This window comes from Porcincola intestinalis, assembly GCF_009696445.1.
GTDB classification, from domain to species: domain Bacteria; phylum Bacillota; class Clostridia; order Lachnospirales; family Lachnospiraceae; genus Porcincola; species Porcincola intestinalis.
The window spans coordinates 53,528-72,193 of sequence record NZ_VULZ01000008.1; the positions used below are offsets into that span (position 1 = coordinate 53,528).

Annotated in this window: 19 protein-coding genes and 2 pseudogenes; 17 read left to right on the forward strand and 4 right to left on the reverse strand. The window is 51.3% G+C overall.

Annotation, left to right across the window (positions count from 1 at the left end; all coding sequences use genetic code 11):
- Window positions 1-15 precede the first annotated feature (15 nt).
- The 9 genes from moaC (at window position 16) to lysS (ending at window position 9,049) form a co-directional block, all read left to right on the forward strand.
- Window positions 16-549, forward strand: a complete 534-nt coding sequence (moaC, locus tag FYJ35_RS08465) for a cyclic pyranopterin monophosphate synthase MoaC (protein ID WP_328597068.1) — start codon at window positions 16-18, stop codon at window positions 547-549.
- 346 nt (window positions 550-895) lie between these two features.
- The gene (locus FYJ35_RS08470) at window positions 896-1,951 is read left to right on the forward strand and encodes an SPFH domain-containing protein (protein WP_154525524.1); all 1,056 of its coding nucleotides are present in this window, start codon (window positions 896-898) and stop codon (window positions 1,949-1,951) included.
- Window positions 1,952-2,137: 186 nt separating this feature from the next.
- The gene (argF, locus tag FYJ35_RS08475) at window positions 2,138-3,121 is read left to right on the forward strand and encodes an ornithine carbamoyltransferase (RefSeq protein WP_154525526.1); all 984 of its coding nucleotides are present in this window, start codon (window positions 2,138-2,140) and stop codon (window positions 3,119-3,121) included.
- A 205-nt stretch (window positions 3,122-3,326) separates the two neighbouring features.
- Window positions 3,327-3,614, forward strand: a complete 288-nt coding sequence (locus FYJ35_RS08480; RefSeq protein ID WP_154525528.1) for a hypothetical protein — start codon at window positions 3,327-3,329, stop codon at window positions 3,612-3,614.
- A gap of 100 nt (window positions 3,615-3,714) precedes the next feature.
- The gene (locus FYJ35_RS08485) at window positions 3,715-4,698 is read left to right on the forward strand and encodes a biotin--[acetyl-CoA-carboxylase] ligase (RefSeq protein ID WP_154525530.1); all 984 of its coding nucleotides are present in this window, start codon (window positions 3,715-3,717) and stop codon (window positions 4,696-4,698) included.
- Between the two features lie 41 nt (window positions 4,699-4,739).
- Complete coding sequence (locus tag FYJ35_RS08490; protein WP_235906467.1) at window positions 4,740-5,162, forward strand: DUF6145 family protein; 423 nt, start codon at window positions 4,740-4,742, stop codon at window positions 5,160-5,162.
- The gene (dusB, locus tag FYJ35_RS08495) at window positions 5,147-6,160 is read left to right on the forward strand and encodes a tRNA dihydrouridine synthase DusB (RefSeq protein WP_235906468.1); all 1,014 of its coding nucleotides are present in this window, start codon (window positions 5,147-5,149) and stop codon (window positions 6,158-6,160) included. Before FYJ35_RS08490 ends, dusB begins: the two co-directional genes overlap by 16 nt.
- Before the next feature lie 134 nt (window positions 6,161-6,294).
- Window positions 6,295-6,777, forward strand: a complete 483-nt coding sequence (gene greA / locus FYJ35_RS08500; protein ID WP_154525534.1) for a transcription elongation factor GreA — start codon at window positions 6,295-6,297, stop codon at window positions 6,775-6,777.
- 25 nt (window positions 6,778-6,802) lie between these two features.
- Window positions 6,803-9,049, forward strand: a complete 2,247-nt coding sequence (lysS, locus tag FYJ35_RS08505) for a lysine--tRNA ligase (RefSeq protein ID WP_328597069.1) — start codon at window positions 6,803-6,805, stop codon at window positions 9,047-9,049.
- Window positions 9,050-9,206: 157 nt separating this feature from the next.
- On the opposite strand, the gene FYJ35_RS08510 is transcribed toward lysS, so the two are convergent.
- A complete protein-coding gene (locus tag FYJ35_RS08510) occupies window positions 9,207-10,079 on the reverse strand; it encodes a LysR family transcriptional regulator (RefSeq protein ID WP_154525536.1) in 873 nt (290 codons plus the stop codon).
- Window positions 10,080-10,201: 122 nt separating this feature from the next.
- Between FYJ35_RS08510 and FYJ35_RS08515 the strand changes: the two genes are divergently transcribed.
- From FYJ35_RS08515 to FYJ35_RS08550, 8 genes and pseudogenes are all read left to right on the forward strand, one after another.
- On the forward strand, window positions 10,202-10,417 hold the full coding sequence (locus tag FYJ35_RS08515; protein ID WP_154525538.1) for a hypothetical protein: 216 nt from the start codon (window positions 10,202-10,204) through the stop codon (window positions 10,415-10,417).
- 20 nt (window positions 10,418-10,437) lie between these two features.
- Window positions 10,438-11,439, forward strand: a complete 1,002-nt coding sequence (locus FYJ35_RS08520; RefSeq protein ID WP_154525540.1) for an alpha/beta hydrolase — start codon at window positions 10,438-10,440, stop codon at window positions 11,437-11,439.
- 2 nt (window positions 11,440-11,441) lie between these two features.
- On the forward strand, window positions 11,442-12,029 hold the full coding sequence (locus tag FYJ35_RS15230) for a sugar O-acetyltransferase (RefSeq protein WP_408634786.1): 588 nt from the start codon (window positions 11,442-11,444) through the stop codon (window positions 12,027-12,029).
- A gap of 64 nt (window positions 12,030-12,093) precedes the next feature.
- A pseudogene (locus FYJ35_RS15235) lies at window positions 12,094-12,315 on the forward strand (flavodoxin family protein); the annotation flags it as partial.
- A 227-nt stretch (window positions 12,316-12,542) separates the two neighbouring features.
- Window positions 12,543-13,031, forward strand: a pseudogene (locus FYJ35_RS08535) (DUF4143 domain-containing protein); the annotation flags it as partial.
- Between the two features lie 386 nt (window positions 13,032-13,417).
- Window positions 13,418-13,996, forward strand: a complete 579-nt coding sequence (locus tag FYJ35_RS08540) for a GNAT family N-acetyltransferase (protein ID WP_235906469.1) — start codon at window positions 13,418-13,420, stop codon at window positions 13,994-13,996.
- A gap of 209 nt (window positions 13,997-14,205) precedes the next feature.
- On the forward strand, window positions 14,206-14,628 hold the full coding sequence (locus FYJ35_RS08545) for a flavodoxin domain-containing protein (protein WP_154525544.1): 423 nt from the start codon (window positions 14,206-14,208) through the stop codon (window positions 14,626-14,628).
- 38 nt (window positions 14,629-14,666) lie between these two features.
- Window positions 14,667-15,227: a DUF3793 family protein gene (locus FYJ35_RS08550; RefSeq protein ID WP_154525546.1), complete on the forward strand. Its 561-nt coding sequence runs from the start codon at window positions 14,667-14,669 to the stop codon at window positions 15,225-15,227.
- A gap of 13 nt (window positions 15,228-15,240) precedes the next feature.
- On the opposite strand, the gene FYJ35_RS08555 is transcribed toward FYJ35_RS08550, so the two are convergent.
- From FYJ35_RS08555 to FYJ35_RS08570, 3 genes are all read right to left on the reverse strand, one after another.
- Window positions 15,241-16,194 carry an L-lactate dehydrogenase gene (locus FYJ35_RS08555; RefSeq protein WP_154525548.1) on the reverse strand — a complete coding sequence of 318 codons (954 nt, stop codon included), beginning with the start codon at window positions 16,192-16,194 and terminating at the stop codon, window positions 15,241-15,243.
- Between the two features lie 56 nt (window positions 16,195-16,250).
- Entirely contained in the window at window positions 16,251-17,480 is a 1,230-nt protein-coding gene (locus tag FYJ35_RS15405; protein WP_328597070.1) for a DNA/RNA non-specific endonuclease, read from the reverse strand.
- 207 nt (window positions 17,481-17,687) lie between these two features.
- Window positions 17,688-18,545 carry a DegV family protein gene (locus FYJ35_RS08570; RefSeq protein WP_154525550.1) on the reverse strand — a complete coding sequence of 286 codons (858 nt, stop codon included), beginning with the start codon at window positions 18,543-18,545 and terminating at the stop codon, window positions 17,688-17,690.
- Window positions 18,546-18,666 lie beyond the last annotated feature (121 nt).

Sequence of the window (18,666 nt, forward strand, 5' to 3'; positions counted from 1 at the left end):
GAGGAGAAGGAGAGCGTGCAGGAGGAATACGGAAATACAGAGCCGGCGTTCACGCACTTTGATGCGCAGGGAAATGCCGTGATGGTGGATGTCTCTGGGAAGGATATCACGCTCCGGGAGGCGACAGCGGAGGGTGTCATCCGGATGTCACAGCAGTGCTTTGAGCTGGTCAGAAGCGGGGGCATGAAGAAGGGCGACGTGCTGGGCGTGGCGCGGATTGCGGGCATCATGGGTGCGAAGCGGACAGCAGAACTGATTCCGCTCTGCCACATCCTGAACCTGACGAAGGCTTCGGTGGACTTTGAGCTGATGCCGGCAGACCGTGATGCCCGCCCTGGCATCCGGGCGCTCTGCACAGTCCGGTGCAGCGGGAAAACCGGTGTCGAGATGGAGGCGCTGACCGGCGTGAGCGTTGCACTGCTCACAATCTACGACATGTGCAAGGCGGTCGACCGCAGCATGGAAATGGAACAGGTCCGGCTTGTCAGAAAATCGGGCGGAAAATCCGGACTTTTCGAAAGAGTGCCGCATGTGATAAAATCTATGTAAATCGCACAGCGATCGGTCACAATGTTCAGAATTCTGAGATGACAGCTCGGGAATTTTCCGGAAGACAGGAAAGTGCCGCGCTGCCGATTCCGGCATCCGCGGCACTTTCTGTATGTTTCAGTTGGAGGGAGTGCCGGCCGGAATTTCACCGACCGGCTGAAGTATGAAAAGTATCAAATCAGGTGAAACACTTGATTTGATGGTTCACACTATAGCGGGTCTTTGTGAAAAGCATATGATGTAATTGTGAACAAAATGTGAACACGTGCACTGCTTTCGTTTGCTTGTGCGATGAAAAACAGTGTATTAATCGTTCAACAGTACACAGATTGAAAGGAGATGAAAGATGGGTTCTACAGTTTTGATTGTGCTTGGGGTTTTCCTTGCCGTCATTATCCTGATGCTGGTCTTCTCAAACATCCGGATCGTGCCGCAGGCAAGGGCATTTGTCATTGAACGGCTGGGGGTCTACAAGACAACCTGGAATGCAGGTCTTCATCTCAAGGTTCCGTTCATCGAACGAGTTGTCAAAAGTGTTTCGCTGAAGGAACAGGTGCTGGACTTTCCGCCTCAGCCTGTCATCACGAAGGACAATGTCACGATGCAGATTGATTCAGTCGTATTCTGCAAGGTTTTTGATCCGAAGCTGTTCTGCTATGGGGTGGAGAATCCGATGGCCGGACTCCAGAATCTTTCCGCGACGACGCTCCGGAGCATCATCGGTGACATGGAACTTGACGCGACGCTGACATCCCGTGAAATGATCAATGCCAAGATGCAGAAGGTGCTGGACGAGGCGACGGATGCCTGGGGCATCAAGGTGACCCGTGTCGAGATCAAGAACATTCAGCCGCCGAAGGAGATCGAGGAGGTCATGACGAAACAGATGCGCGCGGAGCGCGAGCGCCGTCAGACCGTTCTGGAGGCGCAGGCGCACCAGGAGGCAGTCGTCTCCCGTGCGGAGGGTGACAAGCGGGCGAAGATCCTTGCCGCAGAAGCGGAGCGCGACGCGCAGATTTCGCTTGCGGAAGGCCGCGCCAAGTCGATTCAGCTGGTCTACCAGGCAGAGGCGGACGGCCTGGAAGCCCTCAAGAATGCGAATGTTTCCGAGACTGTCCTGAAGCTGAAGAGCATTGAGGCACTGAAGAATGTTGCCGACGGACGTGCGACCAAGATCTTTATGCCGTCTGACATCTCAAATCTTGTGTCCGCGCTCGGCGTTGCCGGCGAGGCGCTCGGAATCGGGGATGCGACGAAGATTGACCACAGCGAAAAGCCGAGGCAGGCGCCAAAGGCGGACCCGTGCCTGTCCTCCGAGACCAGCGCGGAAGGCGTGCGCGCAGCGGTCACAACCCAGAAGATCAGCGCTGATCTTGAGCATCAGAGCCGCAGTGAGTCCTGAGACAGCTGACCGGCAGATGCCTGCTTGAGCGTGTATGGAACCCTCCTTGCCTTGCTCAGCCTTTCTGTGCTTCTGCCGGCCCTGCCGGCCTGCTCCAGCGTGTATGGAACCCTCCCCTTGCGGGAGGGTTTTATTTGCGATAAGATGAAACGAATCGCAGACAGACGCATAAGGGAGGTGCCTGACATGAATCTGAAAGGCAGAAATTTTCTGACACTGAAGGACTTTACACCGGAGGAGATTCTCTGTTTCCTCGATCGCGCCGAGGAGCTGAAGCAGCAGAAGAAGGCGGGGATCGCGCATCAGAATCATCCGGGAAAGAATATCGCGCTGATCTTTGAGAAGACCAGCACCAGAACCAGATGCTCCTTTGAGGTTGCGGCACACGACCTTGGCATGCATGTCACCTACCTGGACCCGACAGGCTCCCAGATCGGAAAGAAGGAGTCCATCGCGGACACCGCAAGAGTTCTGGGCCGCATGTACGACGGAATTGAGTACAGAGGCTATGGACAGAACATCGTTGAGGAGCTTGCGAAGGATGCCGGCGTCCCGGTCTGGAATGGCCTGACAAATGAATACCATCCGACCCAGATGCTGGCGGACATGCTCACAATCCGCGAGCATTTCGGAAAACTGAAGGGGCTGAAGCTGACGTACATGGGCGATGCGCGCTACAACATGGGCAACTCTCTGATGGTTGTCTGCAGCAAGCTGGGACTGGATTTCACCGCGTGCACAAGGAAGGAATACTTCCCGAACCCACAGCTGGTCGAGGAGTGCCAGGCATACGCGAAGGCAAGCGGGAGCACGATCACGTTGACGGAGGATGTCCAGGAAGGAACGAGCGGGGCGGATGTCATCTATACCGATGTCTGGGTCTCCATGGGCGAGCCGGACAGCGTCTGGGAGGAGAGAATCAATGCCCTTCTTCCGTACCAGGTGAACGCGAAGGCCATGGCGAATGCAAAGCCGGAAGCAGTCTTCATGCACTGCCTGCCGGCGTTCCATGACCTCAATACCGGGATCGGGAGACAGATCCACGACAAGTTCGGACTCGACGCAATGGAGGTCACAGACGAGGTCTTTGAGTCGAAACAGTCGGTTGTGTTCGACGAGGCCGAGAACCGGATGCACACCATCAAGGCCGTGATGGATCTGACGCTGTAAGTCGTCGGATAATAAGGGAAGCCGGCTTCGGGGGCATGCAGTGCGGGGCTGGCTCCGTATGAAGAAGGCGAGGCATCCGGCTGAAGCGCAGCACAGAGTAGGGCGTGTGGTGTGGGTTGGTCCCACATGGAAATGGCCAGGCGGATGGCGGCTGCGCCAGTGAAAGATCCGGCCAGGGAACGTTCAGGAAGGACAGGGCGAAAGGATGCAGGAAGACGAGGAGAAACTCAGGGAAGGACAGCTGAAATACCGGCGGGCCGCAGAGCAGACCACGCTCTTTCTGTCCCTTTTCATCCTGGCGCTTGGTATCATGTTCCTGACAAGAGACCGGGAAGAGCTGCTGAAGGAGGAGATCGTGACATTCCTTGGCATTGTTCTGAATGTCAGCCTGGCTGTGGAGTTCAGCCTCCGGGAAAAGTGGACATTCGCGGTATTTGCGATGCTGGTCGCGGTGGCGGCGGGGCTCGTACTCGGAACGCAGCTGTTTGCCTGATAGCCGGAAGACTTGTTTTTGGAAGCGGCGGCCTGCTTTTGGGCACAGATCTGTCTGAATGAGGGCAGGGAGACTTTGGTTGAAGGGGGAGCGCAGGCTCATGAAGGAAAAGGTGCTCCGGGCGCTGAGGGATGAGGATGACTATGTATCCGGCCAGGCGCTCTGTGAAAAACTCGGAGTTTCCAGGACGGCTGTCTGGAAAGCGATCCAGTCTCTCCGGGAGGATGGATATGTCATAGAAGCGGTTCCGAACAAGGGGTACCGCATCACAGGCTGTCCGGATACGATCGCGGCGGAGGAGGTTGCGTCCAGGCTCCGGACGAAGTGGATGGGAAAGAAGCTCTATTACTTTTCTACGATTGACTCCACCAACCAGTATGCGAAGAAGCTCGGCGAGGAACAGGCTCCGGACGGGACAATTGTGATCGCAGATGAGCAGACAGCCGGGAAGGGAAGGAGCGGACGTCACTGGGTGACACCGCCGAAAAGCGCGATTGCGTTCACCATCCTGGTGCGGCCAAAGCTTCCGCCGTCCCGTATCTCCATGGTGACACTTGTCAAGGGACTTGCGGTCTGCAATGCCATCCGGCAGCTCTACAGCCTTCCGGCAGGAATTAAGTGGCCGAACGATGTCGTGATCCATGGCAGGAAGATCTGCGGCATCCTCACAGAGATGAGCGCGGAGGTGGATGGTGTCCACTATGTCGTCATCGGAACCGGTATCAACGCGAATCTGACCTCATTTCCGGAGGAGATCAGGAAAATCGCGACCTCACTGGAGCTTGAGCTGGGGCATCCTGTCGACCGAGCACAGGTGCTGTGCAGAGTCATCGAGCTGTTTGAGCAATACTACGATCTGTTCGAAAAGCGGGGCGATCTGACCGATCTTCAGGAGATGTACAACAAAGAGCTGCTGAATCTGAATCAGAAGGTCCGCGTGCTGGATCCGAAGGGCGCCTACACCGGGACCGCGCTTGGAATCGACCCGGAGGGCGAGCTTCTTGTGAAACGGGATGACGACGGAAAGACGGTGAAGGTCTGGTCGGGCGAGGTCTCCGTGCGGGGCATCTACGGATATGTATGATTACAGTGTCAAAGGAAACATTAGAAATATAAGGGAACAGAATGGCAGAGAATCATAAGGAAACAAAGGACACAAGGGACACAAGGGACACTGTTCGGTCGGCGCAGCGTGCCGGAGACGGAACCGTTGTTCTGTGCGCAGCCAGCGCATATGAAAAGAAATATTTCTTCAACAAGTCGTTTGAAGGCATTCCGAAGGATATCCAGGATCAGCTTCATATCATCTGTGTACTGTTCACGGAGGATATCGGGGGCATTATCCTGTTTGAGTTCGATAAGGACGGGAAACTAAGCATCCGCACGGAAGCGAAGGCGTCCGATTACAACTACGATGAGATCGGCGCCGCCCTGGAGGTCAAGGAGATTCAGAAACAGCGTCGTGACATGATGAACGGGCTGGAGCTTTACTATAAGGCAGTCGTCCTGCATCAGCCGCTCGACCTGGAGGCATGGCAGCTGGAATGAGAAAGACCCTGCAGATCGGGAGCGTCATGCTCCCCAACAACCTGATCCTTGCACCGATGGCCGGCGTCAGCGATCTGTCCTTCCGCCTTCTGTGCAAGGAGCAGGGCGCCGGGCTCGTCTGCATGGAAATGATCTCCGCGAAGGCCATCTACTATGGAAACAGGCACACGGACGAGCTGATGGTCACAACCGAGGCGGAGCGCCCGGTCTCGCTTCAGCTGTTTGGAAATGATCCTGAGATTATGGCCTCGATGGCGGAGCGAATCGAGGACCGGCCATTTGACCTCTTCGACATCAACATGGGCTGCCCGGTTCAGAAGGTGGTCAAAAACGGGGAGGGCAGCGCCCTGATGAATAATCCCGGGCTGGTCTACGACATTGTGAGTGCCATGGTGAAGCGCGTGCGCAAGCCGGTGACGGTGAAGATCCGCAAGGGCTGGGATGAAAACCATGTGAATGCGGTTGAGATCGCAAGGATCGCGGAACAGGCCGGAGCCGCGGCCATCGCGGTACATGGCCGGACGCGGGAGCAGCTCTACTCGGGGCAGGCGGACTGGGAGATCATCCGGCAGGTGAAGGAGGCCGTTAAAATTCCGGTCATCGGCAATGGGGATGTGACAGATCCGCTGTCGGCCGAGGCGCTTGTCCGTGAGACAGGCTGTGACGGCATCATGATTGCCAGAGCGGCGCGTGGCAACCCCTGGATCTTTCACCGGATCCTGACCTATGAGGAGACCGGAGTCGATCCCGGGCAGCCGGATATGGAGACGGTGAAGGCAGAGATCCTGAGGCATGCCAGAATGGCAGTCCGGCAGAAGGGCGAGCGGACAGCCATGAGTGAGATGCGGAAGCACATTGCCTGGTACACGGCCGGCATGCCGCACTCCGCCATGCTGAGACGCGCGTCCAGCTCCATTTCCACGCTGGATGAGCTGGAAAACCTGCTTGACGGAGCGGAAAACGGGGCCGTACGGACGGGTGCGGAACACATTCGTTAAGTTGACTTTACCCTTGCATTACGCTATAATTTTGCACTGACTGTGCGGGTCCCCGGTGCAAAGGGACGGCAGATCAGATGGAAAAACCCGCCAGATGGGCGGAAAACATGGGTTCCGGAGAGGTGTAACGCAAGATGGCAGAGATCAAAAAGACGCGCCTGACGCAGGCAGGATTTGATAAGCTGGTGGCAGAGCTTGAAGACCTGAAGGTCAACAAGCGCAAGGAGATCGCCGACAAGATCAAGGAAGCCAGAGCGCAGGGCGATTTGTCGGAGAATGCAGAGTATGATGCGGCGAAGGACGAGCAGAGCGAGATGGAAGGCCGCATCGAAGAGATCGAGCAGATCATGAAGAACCACGAGATCGTCACCAATGTCGGCGACGGCAGGATCGGAATCGGCTGCAAGGTGCTCGTGAAAGATATCGAGATGGACGAGACGATGGAGCTGAATGTGGTCGGCTCATCCGAGGCCAACCCGCTGGAGGGCTTCATCTCGGATGACTCTCCGGTCGGGAAAGCGCTTTCCGGCAAAAAGGCAGGCGACAAGGTTGAAGTTGAGACGCCGGCAGGGGTCATCGAGTATGAGATCCTGAGCGTGGAGAGAAATCAGCAGTAAGGAATTGACGGAGGACAGGCAGAAAGTGGCGAACCAGAGACAGAACAGCGGAGAGCAGGACCTCAATCAGCTTCTGAAGATCAGGAGAGAGAAGCTGAAGACCCTGCAGGAGGAAGGAAAGGATCCGTTCCGGATCACGACCTACGACCAGACAGAGCACTCCACCGACATCAAGAATCACTTTGATGAGATGGAAGGGAAGGAAGTGTCGATTGCCGGCCGTATGATGTCCAAGCGTGTCATGGGCAAGGCCTCTTTCTGCGATGTCCTGGACCGCTATGACAGCATTCAGGTTTACGTGGCGCGCGATCAGGTTGGCGAGGATTCCTACAAGGATTTCAAAAAGTACGATATCGGCGACATCATCGGTGTGAAGGGTACGGTGTTCCGCACGAAGATGGGCGAGATCTCGGTCCACGCAGATCAGGTCACGCTGCTCTCCAAGAACCTGGTTCCGCTGCCGGAGAAGTTCCATGGCCTTCAGGACACTGACATCCGGTACCGTCAGCGGTATCTGGACCTCATCATGAACCGGGACGTCCGGACGACATTTGAGAAGCGGTCGCAGATCATCAAGGAGATCCGCAACTTCCTCGATAAGCGCGATTTCATGGAAGTCGAAACCCCGATGCTGGTCGAGAATGCCGGCGGCGCCGCTGCTCGCCCATTTGTCACGCACTACAACGCCCTTGACGAAGATGTCAAGCTGCGCATTTCACTGGAGCTTTATCTGAAGCGTCTGATTGTCGGCGGATTTGAACGAGTCTATGAGATCGGCCGCGTCTTCCGGAATGAGGGAGTGGACACCCGTCACAACCCGGAGTTTACGCTGATGGAGCTTTATCAGGCGTACACCGATTACAATGGCATGATGGAGCTGACCGAGTCTATGTTCCGCTATCTGGCGGAGAAGGTCTGCGGAAGCGCCGTCATCCAGTACGAAGATACGGTCATTGACATGGCGAAGCCGTTCCGCAGGCTGACCATGATCGATGCGGTGAAGGAATACGCCGGCGTGGACTTCAGCACGATCCGCACCGATGAGGAGGCCAAGGCAGTCGCAAAGGCCCACAATGTGGAGTTCGAGGAGCGCCACAAGAGAGGCGATATTATCAACCTCTTCTTTGAGCAGTTCTGCGAGGAGAAGATGATCCAGCCGACCTTCATCATGGATCATCCGGTTGAGATTTCCCCTCTGACCAAGAGAAAACCGTCGGATCCGTCCCTTGTCGAGCGGTTCGAGCTGTACATCTACGGCCGTGAGATGTGTAATGCATACTCTGAGCTGAATGACCCGATTGACCAGAGAGAACGCTTCAAGGCGCAGGATGCGCTTGCCGCTGCAGGAGATGAGGAAGCCAATCACACTGATGAGGATTTCCTTCATGCCATGGAGATTGGCATGCCGCCGACAGGCGGAATCGGATACGGCATTGACAGACTTGTGATGCTGCTGACGAACAGCTCCGCCATTCGCGATGTGCTCCTGTTCCCCACAATGAAGTCCCTCAACGCAAAGAAGGACGAGGGAGCGGCAGAAGAAAACGCAGCGCCGAAGAAAGATGCACCTGCAGCAGAGGACAAGGCTGATAAAGTTGACAATGTTGACAAGGCTCCAGAAGAGATGTCTGCGGCGGCTTCCGATGCAGATGAAAAGGCTGCGTCTGCTTCCGTCCCGCAGACACCGTCCGTCCCGGCAGGCGAGAAGCTTGACGCTGGGATCAGCTATGAGGATGCGCTGGCGCTTCTGAAGAAGTATAACGAGGATGAGTTCCACATCATCCACGGCGAGACGGTTGCGAGGCTGATGGAATACTTTGCTCGGAAATATGATCCGGAGAACGAGGCGTTCTGGAAGATCTGCGGCCTTCTCCATGATCTGGACTGGGAGAAGTGGCAGGATGCCGTGCAGCATACCGTCAAGACGGCAGAGCTGCTTCAGGAAGCCGGTGTCAGCCCGATGGTTGCACATGTTATCGAGACCCACAATTCCGACAATAACCCGGCGCTTCCAAAGCCGGAACATCAGATGGAATGCGTCCTGTGGGCCTGCGATGAGCTGTCCGGACTGCTTGGCGCGATTGTCCGCATGTATCCGTCAAAGTCCGCGCAGGACCTGAACCTTAAGTCCGTGAAGAAGAAGTTCAAGGACAAGCGCTTTGCGGCAGGCTGTGACAGGGACAACATCGCCCGTGGTGCAGAGCTGAACCATGTGGACCTCGATACACTTTTTGCAGACATGATCGAAGCTTATCAGGCGACAAACGACTGACAGTCGCTGAAGAAACGGAATACAAACGCCCGGAGTGTGGCTGTGCAGCAGGAGAGTCCTGCGGCAGCCCGCTCCGGGCGTTTTGGGATTTGACAACAATTCTTCCAATAAACACGAAGTTTGTCAAAGGATTATGAAGCTATGACCTTCATACATATTACTTGAAAGCCCTTTTTATCTGCTCCAGAAACTTACCAGCAATAGGAGTAAAGGTCTGATATTTATTCCATATGAGATATAGTTCTGACTTCAGTTCAGGTGAAAGTGGTCTGAATACCATGTCAGTTCCTTCGGTATTTATCAGATCCTTAAATGTAAGAAGTATTCCAAGGTTTTCTCTTGCAAATACAGAGCCGTTATAAGATAGCCTGAAGGAGCCTTCAAGTTTTAGCTTAGGAAATCTTTCTTTAGCCCATATTTTGATTTCATTGTTCCAGCTTTGCTCAGAGACAAACAGAGGCTGTCCTATCAGGTCAGAGACATGGATGGATTTTTTCTTTGCAAGGGGATGAGATGAAGATATGATTGCTCCCCATACATCGGCTTCCGGAAACTTAACATATTCATATTTATTGCTGTCAGGTGTTTCACATAGTACAGCAAAGTCTAAAATGCCCTTATCAAGCTTTTCAGTTACCTGCTCAGTATCTCCGCTGGTTATATGATAAGTGAAGTTGGGGTATTTTTCTTTTAACTTATAGATCTCTCTGGCAAGATATCTGATCTGATAGCTCTCGGCCAGTCCAAAATAAATATCCCCACCTGTTATATCATCCAGGGAACTAAATTCCTGTTCTATCTTATCTGACATAGCCACAAGATCCTGAGCACGGTCACGTAGAAGCATCCCTTCGTCCGTAAGCGAAATGCTGAAACTGTGCCTTACAAACAGTTTCTTTCCAAGTTCTTCCTCTAATGATTTTAATGTCTTTGAAAGAGTAGGCTGTGATACATGAAGCTGCTCAGCAGCCTTTGACATATTTTCTTCCCTTGCAACTGCAAGAAAATATCTGAGATTTTTTATTTCCATGAAAACCTCCATAAAGTTGACGATGAAAGTGTTATTCCAAAAACGAATATCATGAAATTTATTTTATTCATTAGCGAAAACCTGGTCAAGGATTTACTATGAAATCAGAAGGAGCAAAAAAGATGGATACCAAAAAGATTCTTGAAAGCCTTACTGACATGGGCTGTGATGAGAAAGAAATAAGCTTTATGAAAAAGATGTATGAAGAAGGGGATACAGATACGCTTCTTCGAGATCTTAGAAAATGCCGGTGCCATCTGATGGACGATCTTCATGACAGTCAGAAGAAAGTTGATAACATGGATTTTTTGATAAGACAGATCCAAAAAGAAAAGTAATTAAAACGGAGGAATGTAAAATGATCAGAAAAGAAGAACTGAACCTTGTAACGGAATGGGATAAAACTTTTAAGAAAAGTGATAAGGTAGACCACAGCAAAGTTACATTTGTAAACAGATATGGAATCACCCTTGCGGCAGATATGTATGTTCCAAAGAATGCAGATGGTAAGCTCCCTGCAATTGCTGTATGCGGGCCATTCGGTGCAGTTAAAGAGCAGTGCTCAGGTCTTTATGCTCAGACAATGGCAGAGAGAGGATTCTTAACAATAGCATTTGACCCATCATTTACAGGAGAGTCCGGTGGAAATGTAAGATATATGGCATCTCCTGATATCAACACAGAAGATTTCATGGCGGCAGTTGATTTTCTTTCCTTGAATGAGAAGGTTGATCCTGACAGGATTGGAATCATCGGTATCTGTGGCTGGGGAGGAATGGCTGTAAACACAGCAGCTCTTGATACAAGGATCAAAGCTACAGTTGCAATGACAATGTATGACATGACAAGAGTAAATGCAAAGGGATATTTTGACTCCGAGGACAGCGAGGAAGCAAGGTATCAGAAGAGGGCTGCCATGTGCGCTCAGAGACTTGAAGACCTTAAGGCAGGTGAGTATAAGCTTGGCGGCGGTGTAGTAGATCCACTTCCGGAGGATGCACCTTTCTTTGTGAAAGACTATTATAATTACTACAAGACTGACAGAGGTTATCACAAGAGAAGCCTTAATTCTAATGGTGGCTGGAATGTAATCGGCTGTGAATCCTTTGTTAATCAGCCAATCCTTAAATACAGCAACGAGATCAGAAGTGCAGTTTTACTTGTTCATGGAGAAAAGGCTCATTCATGTTATTTCTCAAAGGATGCTTATGCAGATATGATCAAAGACAGCAAGTATGCTGATAATAAAGAACTTATGATAATTCCTGATGCGGTACATACAGATCTATATGATGGCGGAGATAAGGATTATATTCCTTATGACAAGCTGGAGAGCTTCTTTAAGGAGAATTTAAAATAATGATAACGGTTGAAGAAATACTGGAATATCTTAATTCGGACAGAGTAGAAGATATGACAGAAGAGATGCATGAATGTTCCATGAGGCAGAGCCAGGCTGCCATAAAACAGACCATGGAATTAAATACCAAGTACCATACGCCAGAGGAAATCGTCAGTATCATGACTGAACTGACAGGTGAGGAAGTGGATGAAAGCTTGAGATTGTTCCCACCTTTTTATACGGATTTTGGAAGAAACATTCACATCGGAAAAAATGTATTCATCAATTCCGGATGCAGCTTCCAGGATCAGGGCGGCATATACATTGGTGATAACACCCTGATTGGGCACAGGGTCGTCCTTGCTACTCTGGATCATGATTTGAATCCTTATGACAGGCACCTTCTGTGTGCTCCTATACATATTGGAAACAGGGTTTGGATTGGAGCAGGAGCGATAATTACAAGAGGTGTGACAATTGGTGATGGTGCTGTAATTGCAGCCGGAGCTGTTGTGACAAAGGATGTTGAGGAAAACACAATTGTAGGAGGCGTTCCTGCAAAATTTATCAAGAAGATAGAAAATGTTAAACCGATAGAGAAGAAATAAAGGATGGGATGATATGAGTAAAGTGTTAGCGATTTCTACAAGTCTTTGAGCAAAGAGTAATTCCGATATACTTACGAAAAAGCTTATAGAGGGAGCAAAAGCTTCAGGTCATGATGTGGAACATATAAGCCTGAAAGGGAAAAGTATCGGTTTTTGTATAGGCTGTCTTGCCTGTCAGAATACTCAGAGGTGTGTCACTAATGATGATGCTGTTGAGATTGCAGAAAAAGTAAAGAACTCAGACACGTTGGTATTTGCGACTCCAATTTATAAATGCATATGTTAAATGCGCAAAGATGCACTCGTTTTTCAGTATCAATTTGAGAGAGGAACCTCCTTTTGCGTTTCGTTTGCAGGTGGTGCAAAACTTCAATTCATATAAGATGGACAAAAATGCGGAATCCGCAAAAATGTCACATGAAGCGTTGACGACCAGGATCAATACTATGTGCTGTTGGACGAGGTGCAGCTTCTCGGAGATTTTGAGTCCATTCTGAATAGCCTGGTGCGAAGGAAGACGCTTTCCTGATTGACAGTGCAATTCGCTACGATATAAAAGGTAAGAAATATATTGATACACCATCCAAGTATTATTTCACGGACCTGGGTCTTCGAAATGCCAGATTAAATTTCCGACAGGTCGAAGAAACACACGCGATGGAGAATATCATTTTCAATGAACTGAAAGTCAGAGGATATAACGTTGATGTAGGCGTCGTTGTGATGAATGAAACAGATCAGACAGGTAAAAAAATAAGAAAACAATTAGAGATTGATTTTGTCTGCAATAAAGGTTCCAAACGTTACTATATTCAGTCGGCATTTGCTATGCATGATGAAAAGAAAATGCAGCAGGAACAACGCGCTCTGGTCAATACAAGCGATGGGTTCAAGAAAATCATAATCACAAAAGATGCCATAGCACCGCTTTACAATGAAGAAGGTGTGTTGGTGATGAGTGTTTTTGACTTCCTGTTGAATCCTGACAGCATGGATTTATAATCAGGCGACACAAAGCGAGAGTACGATTTAGTCAAGGAGAATGTTGTGGTGGTGTATGAGAAGCAGTGATTATGATATTTCAGTACTATAATTTTTACTTCAATATGGAGACCATTCATTGAAATTTAGAATGGAGTCATTCGATGAAATTTTACTTGAGGCGATGATGGAAACAATGCGATTCCCGTCCACGATGGTGATGAAGAAAAACACCCAAATGGGCAAAAAACATCATCGAACGTTGGCGGAACCAATTCAGGAGTGATATTCTGCTATTGAAGAAAAACGTAATAAATGTCAAAAATCTTCATTTGCAGGTGGAAGTTTGAAAAAAGAGGCAGGCGGCTAGATGCCGCAATGAGAAATATGAAGGAAGAAATAGATAAATGGATAAATCAAAATTTGGAGGATTGGACATGAATCACTGTGGAACCTGTACGCTAGAAACGGAAAGGCTGTTGTTAAGAAGATTCGTGATCGAGGATGCCGAGGCCATGTTCCAAAATTGGGCGTCTGACAAAGAGGTTACAAAGTTTCTGACATGGCCCGTTTATACCAGTTTGGATACCGCAATCCATATATTGAATGAATGGACTACGTCCTATGAAAGGCCGGACTTTTATCAGTGGGCAATTGTGCCGAAAGATATCAATGAACCGATTGGTTCAATTTCTGTCGTATCAACCAATGAAAAAACGCAGATGGCAGAAATCGGTTACTGCATTGGCAGGCCGTGGTGGAATCAGGGAATAACCTCGGAAGCGTTGAGTGCAGTAATAAATTTTATGCTCGATCAGGTCGGCGCGAATCGCGTCCAGGCAAAACACGACGTAAATAATCCTCATTCAGGACTGGTTATGAAAAAGTGCGGAATGAAATATGAAGGTACCTTGAGAAGCGCGGCAGTTAATAATCAAGGTGTCTGCGATGTGAGCATCTATGCATTATTAAAGTCAGATCGATAAATCCCAGTTTTGCATGCAATTGAATACTCACATTTATAATCTCCCCGGAATTTCACAAGGCTGGTTGACAGATACTCTAAATAGTATATACTAATATATGTTAGTAAAAGCTAACAATAAGGCATGCGAACCTGTAGCAAAGGCTGCTCGTATGGCGAAGCAGGCAGAGGGGTCATTCGGCAAATGGATAAGGAGGAGAAACTCAGCATATGGGTAAAATAGCGGTTGTTTATTGGTCAGGCACTGGTAACACAGAGAATATGGCTCATGCAGTAGCAGATGGTGCACGCAAGGGCGGGGCTTCTTCGGTTGAGGAAGTAACTGCTGACCAGTTTTCGGCGGCAGATGTCGAAAAGTATGATGCCTTTGCGTTTGGCTGCCCTGCCATGGGCAGTGAGATGCTGGAGGAGGATGTCTTTCAGCCGATGTGGGACGAGGTCAAGGACTTGCTTGGAGAGAAGAAGACGGTGCTTTTCGGATCCTATGGCTGGGGGACAGGTGAATGGATGGATTCATGGCGGGAAGATGCGGGGGCTTCAGGCGTGCATGTTGTCGAAACAGCAATCGCCAACAATGAACCGGATGACGAGGCACTCGAGACATGCCGGAAGGCCGGAGAAGCGCTGATTTGACATGATATTCGGGAAATGAGGCAGAAGGGAGGCGGCAGATGTCCGAAGAAATGCTGATACGGTATTGTGCGCCTACATTGGCAGGGATTAAGACTGCCAGCCTTTTTACCTGTCCGAGCGATTCCAAAGAGGAACTTAGGGAACAAATCCGCTCCGCCAACAGACAGCTGCTGCCGCGCGGCATCCGGCTTTTGCCGCTGAGGCAGCAGAGCGGGCACGCTTTGATCTATATGTACCGGCCGAAACGGCTGGAGAGAGATCTTGCCAGCCAGAAAGCGGAGGCGATTCTTGTCAGAGCACATTACCCGGCAGGGGATCCGCAGCGGCGGCTTGCAGAGCTGTCGCTGCGCCTGCGTCAATTCCATGAATTCCCCCATGAGATTGGCCTGTTTCTCGGTTATCCCCCGGATGATGTCGAAGGTTTTATCGAGAACCGGGCGAAGGCATTCAAGTGCCCCGGTTACTGGAAAGTGTATGGAGATGAGGAAAAAGCGAAGGCACAGTTCCGCGCAATTTCTACCTGTACGGCTTGTTATTGCCGGTGTTATATACACGGAATGAGCCTGGAAAAACTGGCAGTCCGGGAGAAAGCCAGTTGAGCTGGATAATCACTTACATCTCAAGCTCCTTGTAAAATGACTTCAGCAGGCTGGCCGACTTCTGGAGTGCCGCTTCCTCGTCCGGCTGCAGCTTGATCTCAACCACTTCCTTTGCACCTGTCTTGTCGATGATGGTCGGGACGGACAGAAACACACCTTTCAGGCCGTAGGCACCGTCCACATAAACAGTGACCGGATAAATCTGGTTTTCGTTGAACAGGATGGACTTCACAATAGAGGTTGCCGATGCGGCGATGCCGTAGCAGGTATTGCCCTTGCGGCTGAAGATTTCCCATCCGGACTGTGCCGTCATCTTCAGAAGGCTCTGCTTTGTCGCCGAGCCTGTGCGCGGGGCATTGTCACTCATCACATCATCGATCTTTTTACCGCCAATCGTCGCGGAGTTCCATACAACAAATTCACTGTCGCCGTGTTCCCCGCAGACAAATGCCGAGACGCTCTTCGCGTCCAGGTCGTAGAGCTTTGCAAGCTCGCAGCACAGTCTGGCGCTGTCCAGATTCGTGCCGCTGCCGATGACCTGTTTTGCCGGCAGTCCCGAGATCTTCCAGGCGTAGTAGGTCATGATGTCGACTGGGTTGGAAATGACGAGAAGAATGCCGTTAAATCCGCTTGCCATGATGCTGCTCACGATGCTCTTCATGATCCGCATACTTGGAGCAAGCATTTCCAGTCTGCTTGTCGAGTCTTTTGGCATAGGAGCAGACGCAGTGATGATGACGACATCCGCATCTGCGCAGTCGTTGTAGTCTCCCGCGTGAACATTGATATTCCGGTTCATGAAATAAACCGAATGCGCCATGTCCAGTGCCTCCGCGTAGGCCTTGTCCTTGTTCACATCGATCAGGACAATCTCCTCACACAGCCCCTGATTCAAAATGCTGTATGCTGTCGTTGATCCGACATTTCCAGTTCCTACGATTACAACTTTCGAGTTCTTAAAGCTCATGATAATCTCCATTCCGCCGCCTATAACTGGCGGCACAACTGCCTTTGATTGAATGTTTACGGATTGCATCGCTTGCAGGGCTGATAACCCATCGCAATCAGGTCATCCCTGGAGCCGGTGTATTCCATCTTGTTGGAGTCGGACATCTGGCCGATCGAGCTGCATCCCGGGTTATGGAACTTCCCGGTATTTGTATTGACGATATAGCTCATTGCCGGTCCGGCCGACCCGCTTCCGGATGCCTCCCCGGCCTGTGCGCCGGATGCCTGCCCGGCTGTGCCTGAGGACTGTCCGTTTTGCGCGGCGGATGATGCCTGATCCGCTGCAGCTTCGGAGCTCAGGTCCAGTAGCTGGTAAGCGTTCAGCCCGAGTGTCAGTGCGAGGGCAGCATCGATACTGTCACCTGATAAACCGTGATCGGCTTTGAAATGAGCGGCTGCCGATGCCGTTCCGTTTCCTGCGATGCCGTCCGGCGTTCCGCAGTCATATCCCTTGTCGTTCAGTGCCTGCTGGACGGCCTTGATGACTGCCGGCGACTGAAAATTCACGCCATCATACTTTGAGGCTTCGCTGCCGGTATATGCCTGGCCGGAGCTGTCACCAGTTGCGTAATCAATCGAAATGCCCGGCTGGACATTGTAGCAGTAGGCATTGAATGAGATACCGCTTCCGCCATCCTCAACCGACTCTGCCTCCATCAGGACACCGGACGCGAGCAGGTTGTCGTCCTCGAAAACAGGTGTGACACGGTACAGGACATGATTCCCGGTCGATTTGATATAGTCGGCAACCTCATTTTCGTAGGGAAGCATCCCATTCACGTTCATGTAGCGGGTGCCGGTGATCAGATTTTCCTCATTCGCATTCTCGCCCGACAACTCATAGGCAATCAGATGGCACCGGTTGTAGAGATAATTGCCATCGATGCCTTCATACTTGACTGTATGCCAGCCGGTCGGTTTGACGCTGCCGATGGGACCTCTCGGAGCATCCGGGAGCAGATCCGGGCCGAGGCAGGCGACAGCGTATCCACATCGCCCCTCGTCGTCCAGACTTGAGAAGGTCTCGTAGGAGGACGATGTCAGGTCGGAGGCCTGAAAATACGGGACATTGTCATGGATCTCAGTGGATGGTTCGGTCGAGTAGACCGGCAGCTCTTCCTGCGTGAGAGTCTGTTCATCTGACAGCACAGTCGTGATGGCTGCATATCCCGGCGTCAGCAGAGACAGACACAGGACCAGCGACAGCGATAATGATGCAATTACCTTTTGATGATGGTGGTTCATATTGAATTTTGATCTCCTTTCCTCAATCGGCGCTCAATTTACAAAGCTTCCTGCCTGACACATTGTCACCCAGCCGTCCTGAGCAGACATGGCAGGCCTGCAAAACCAGGCGGCGTGCAAAGCAGCAGGCGGACCGGCAGAGAACCTGGCAGGACGTGCAAAGAACCAGGCAGCCTGAAAGCTGCCTGGCTCTGAATGGGGCTGTTTTTATTCGAGTGGCAGGATGCCGATTCCAAGCAGTCCGCTTCCTGTGTTGACCGCAAGCGATGCGGCAATCTGAAGCTCATACAGGACTTCGCTGTCCGGGTATTCTTCCTTCAGCGTTCTGACAGCCTCCATGGCAGCCTCATGGCCATCCCCTTCCGCGACGATGAACCAGCACTTTCTGCCTGCTGCATACTTCCGAACTTCATCCATCAGGCGGTTTTTCGCCTGGCGTCCACCCCTGAGTTTGGCGACGGTGATGTACGTACCGTCTTCATTGCAGGCAATGATTGGACGGATGCGAAGAAGCTGAGCGGCCATGTACTCGACTCTGCCGATCCGGCCGCCGTGCTTGAGGTAATCAAGCGAGTCCATGTAGAACATGACGGTGGAGCGGCGGATGATTTCGTCAAGCTGACTCTCCACTGCCTCAAAGCTGCTGCCCTGCGCAAGCTGGTCTGCTGCCCAGATGGCGGTCAGTGCACAGGCGACAGAGATATTAAGTGTATCCACAGGCCGGACGTTCAGACCGAGCTGGTAGGATTCGGACACCATGCGAACCGTATTGTAGGTGCCGGACAGCTTGTCGGATATGCAGAAGACGAAGACATTCTCGAAGCCTTCTTCTTTCAGCCCCTTCATCAGCTCCACGACATCCCCGGGGGACGGCGTGGAGGTTGTCGGGATCTCGCCCGGGAACCTTCTGTAAACCATCATCGGATCGATATCGACAGCATCCAGGTACTCCTTCTCAGGATAGCGAACCTTGAAGGGAAGAAGCCGGATGTCATATTTTTCGCGGAATTCCGGGGACACATCGCAGCCGGAATCTACAACCACAGCGGTTTTCTGTTTGTTCATCTCTCAGTATCCTTTGTCCATGTACCCGGTGGATAACTGTTTTCTTCAGTTTGCCAGCGGATCATCTTTTTGCTTCATTATACACAAAACGACGGGATAGGAACAGCACAACCTTGATCAG

Excerpts from the sequence above, each read along its gene's own strand:
- FYJ35_RS08470 (WP_154525524.1), top strand. The coding sequence starts at position 896 with ATGGGTTCTACAGTTTTGATTGTGCTTGGGGTTTTCCTTGCCGTCATT.
- argF (WP_154525526.1), top strand. The coding sequence starts at position 2,138 with ATGAATCTGAAAGGCAGAAATTTTCTGACACTGAAGGACTTTACACCG.
- FYJ35_RS08480 (WP_154525528.1), top strand. The coding sequence starts at position 3,327 with ATGCAGGAAGACGAGGAGAAACTCAGGGAAGGACAGCTGAAATACCGG.
- FYJ35_RS08485 (WP_154525530.1), top strand. The coding sequence starts at position 3,715 with ATGAAGGAAAAGGTGCTCCGGGCGCTGAGGGATGAGGATGACTATGTA.
- FYJ35_RS08490 (WP_235906467.1), top strand. The coding sequence starts at position 4,740 with ATGGCAGAGAATCATAAGGAAACAAAGGACACAAGGGACACAAGGGAC.
- dusB (WP_235906468.1), top strand. The coding sequence starts at position 5,147 with ATGGCAGCTGGAATGAGAAAGACCCTGCAGATCGGGAGCGTCATGCTC.
- greA (WP_154525534.1), top strand. The coding sequence starts at position 6,295 with ATGGCAGAGATCAAAAAGACGCGCCTGACGCAGGCAGGATTTGATAAG.
- FYJ35_RS08510 (WP_154525536.1), bottom strand. The coding sequence starts at position 10,079 with ATGGAAATAAAAAATCTCAGATATTTTCTTGCAGTTGCAAGGGAAGAA.
- FYJ35_RS08515 (WP_154525538.1), top strand. The coding sequence starts at position 10,202 with ATGGATACCAAAAAGATTCTTGAAAGCCTTACTGACATGGGCTGTGAT.
- FYJ35_RS08520 (WP_154525540.1), top strand. The coding sequence starts at position 10,438 with ATGATCAGAAAAGAAGAACTGAACCTTGTAACGGAATGGGATAAAACT.
- FYJ35_RS08540 (WP_235906469.1), top strand. The coding sequence starts at position 13,418 with ATGGATAAATCAAAATTTGGAGGATTGGACATGAATCACTGTGGAACC.
- FYJ35_RS08545 (WP_154525544.1), top strand. The coding sequence starts at position 14,206 with ATGGGTAAAATAGCGGTTGTTTATTGGTCAGGCACTGGTAACACAGAG.
- FYJ35_RS08550 (WP_154525546.1), top strand. The coding sequence starts at position 14,667 with ATGTCCGAAGAAATGCTGATACGGTATTGTGCGCCTACATTGGCAGGG.
- FYJ35_RS08555 (WP_154525548.1), bottom strand. The coding sequence starts at position 16,194 with ATGAGCTTTAAGAACTCGAAAGTTGTAATCGTAGGAACTGGAAATGTC.
- FYJ35_RS15405 (WP_328597070.1), bottom strand. The coding sequence starts at position 17,480 with ATGAACCACCATCATCAAAAGGTAATTGCATCATTATCGCTGTCGCTG.
- FYJ35_RS08570 (WP_154525550.1), bottom strand. The coding sequence starts at position 18,545 with ATGAACAAACAGAAAACCGCTGTGGTTGTAGATTCCGGCTGCGATGTG.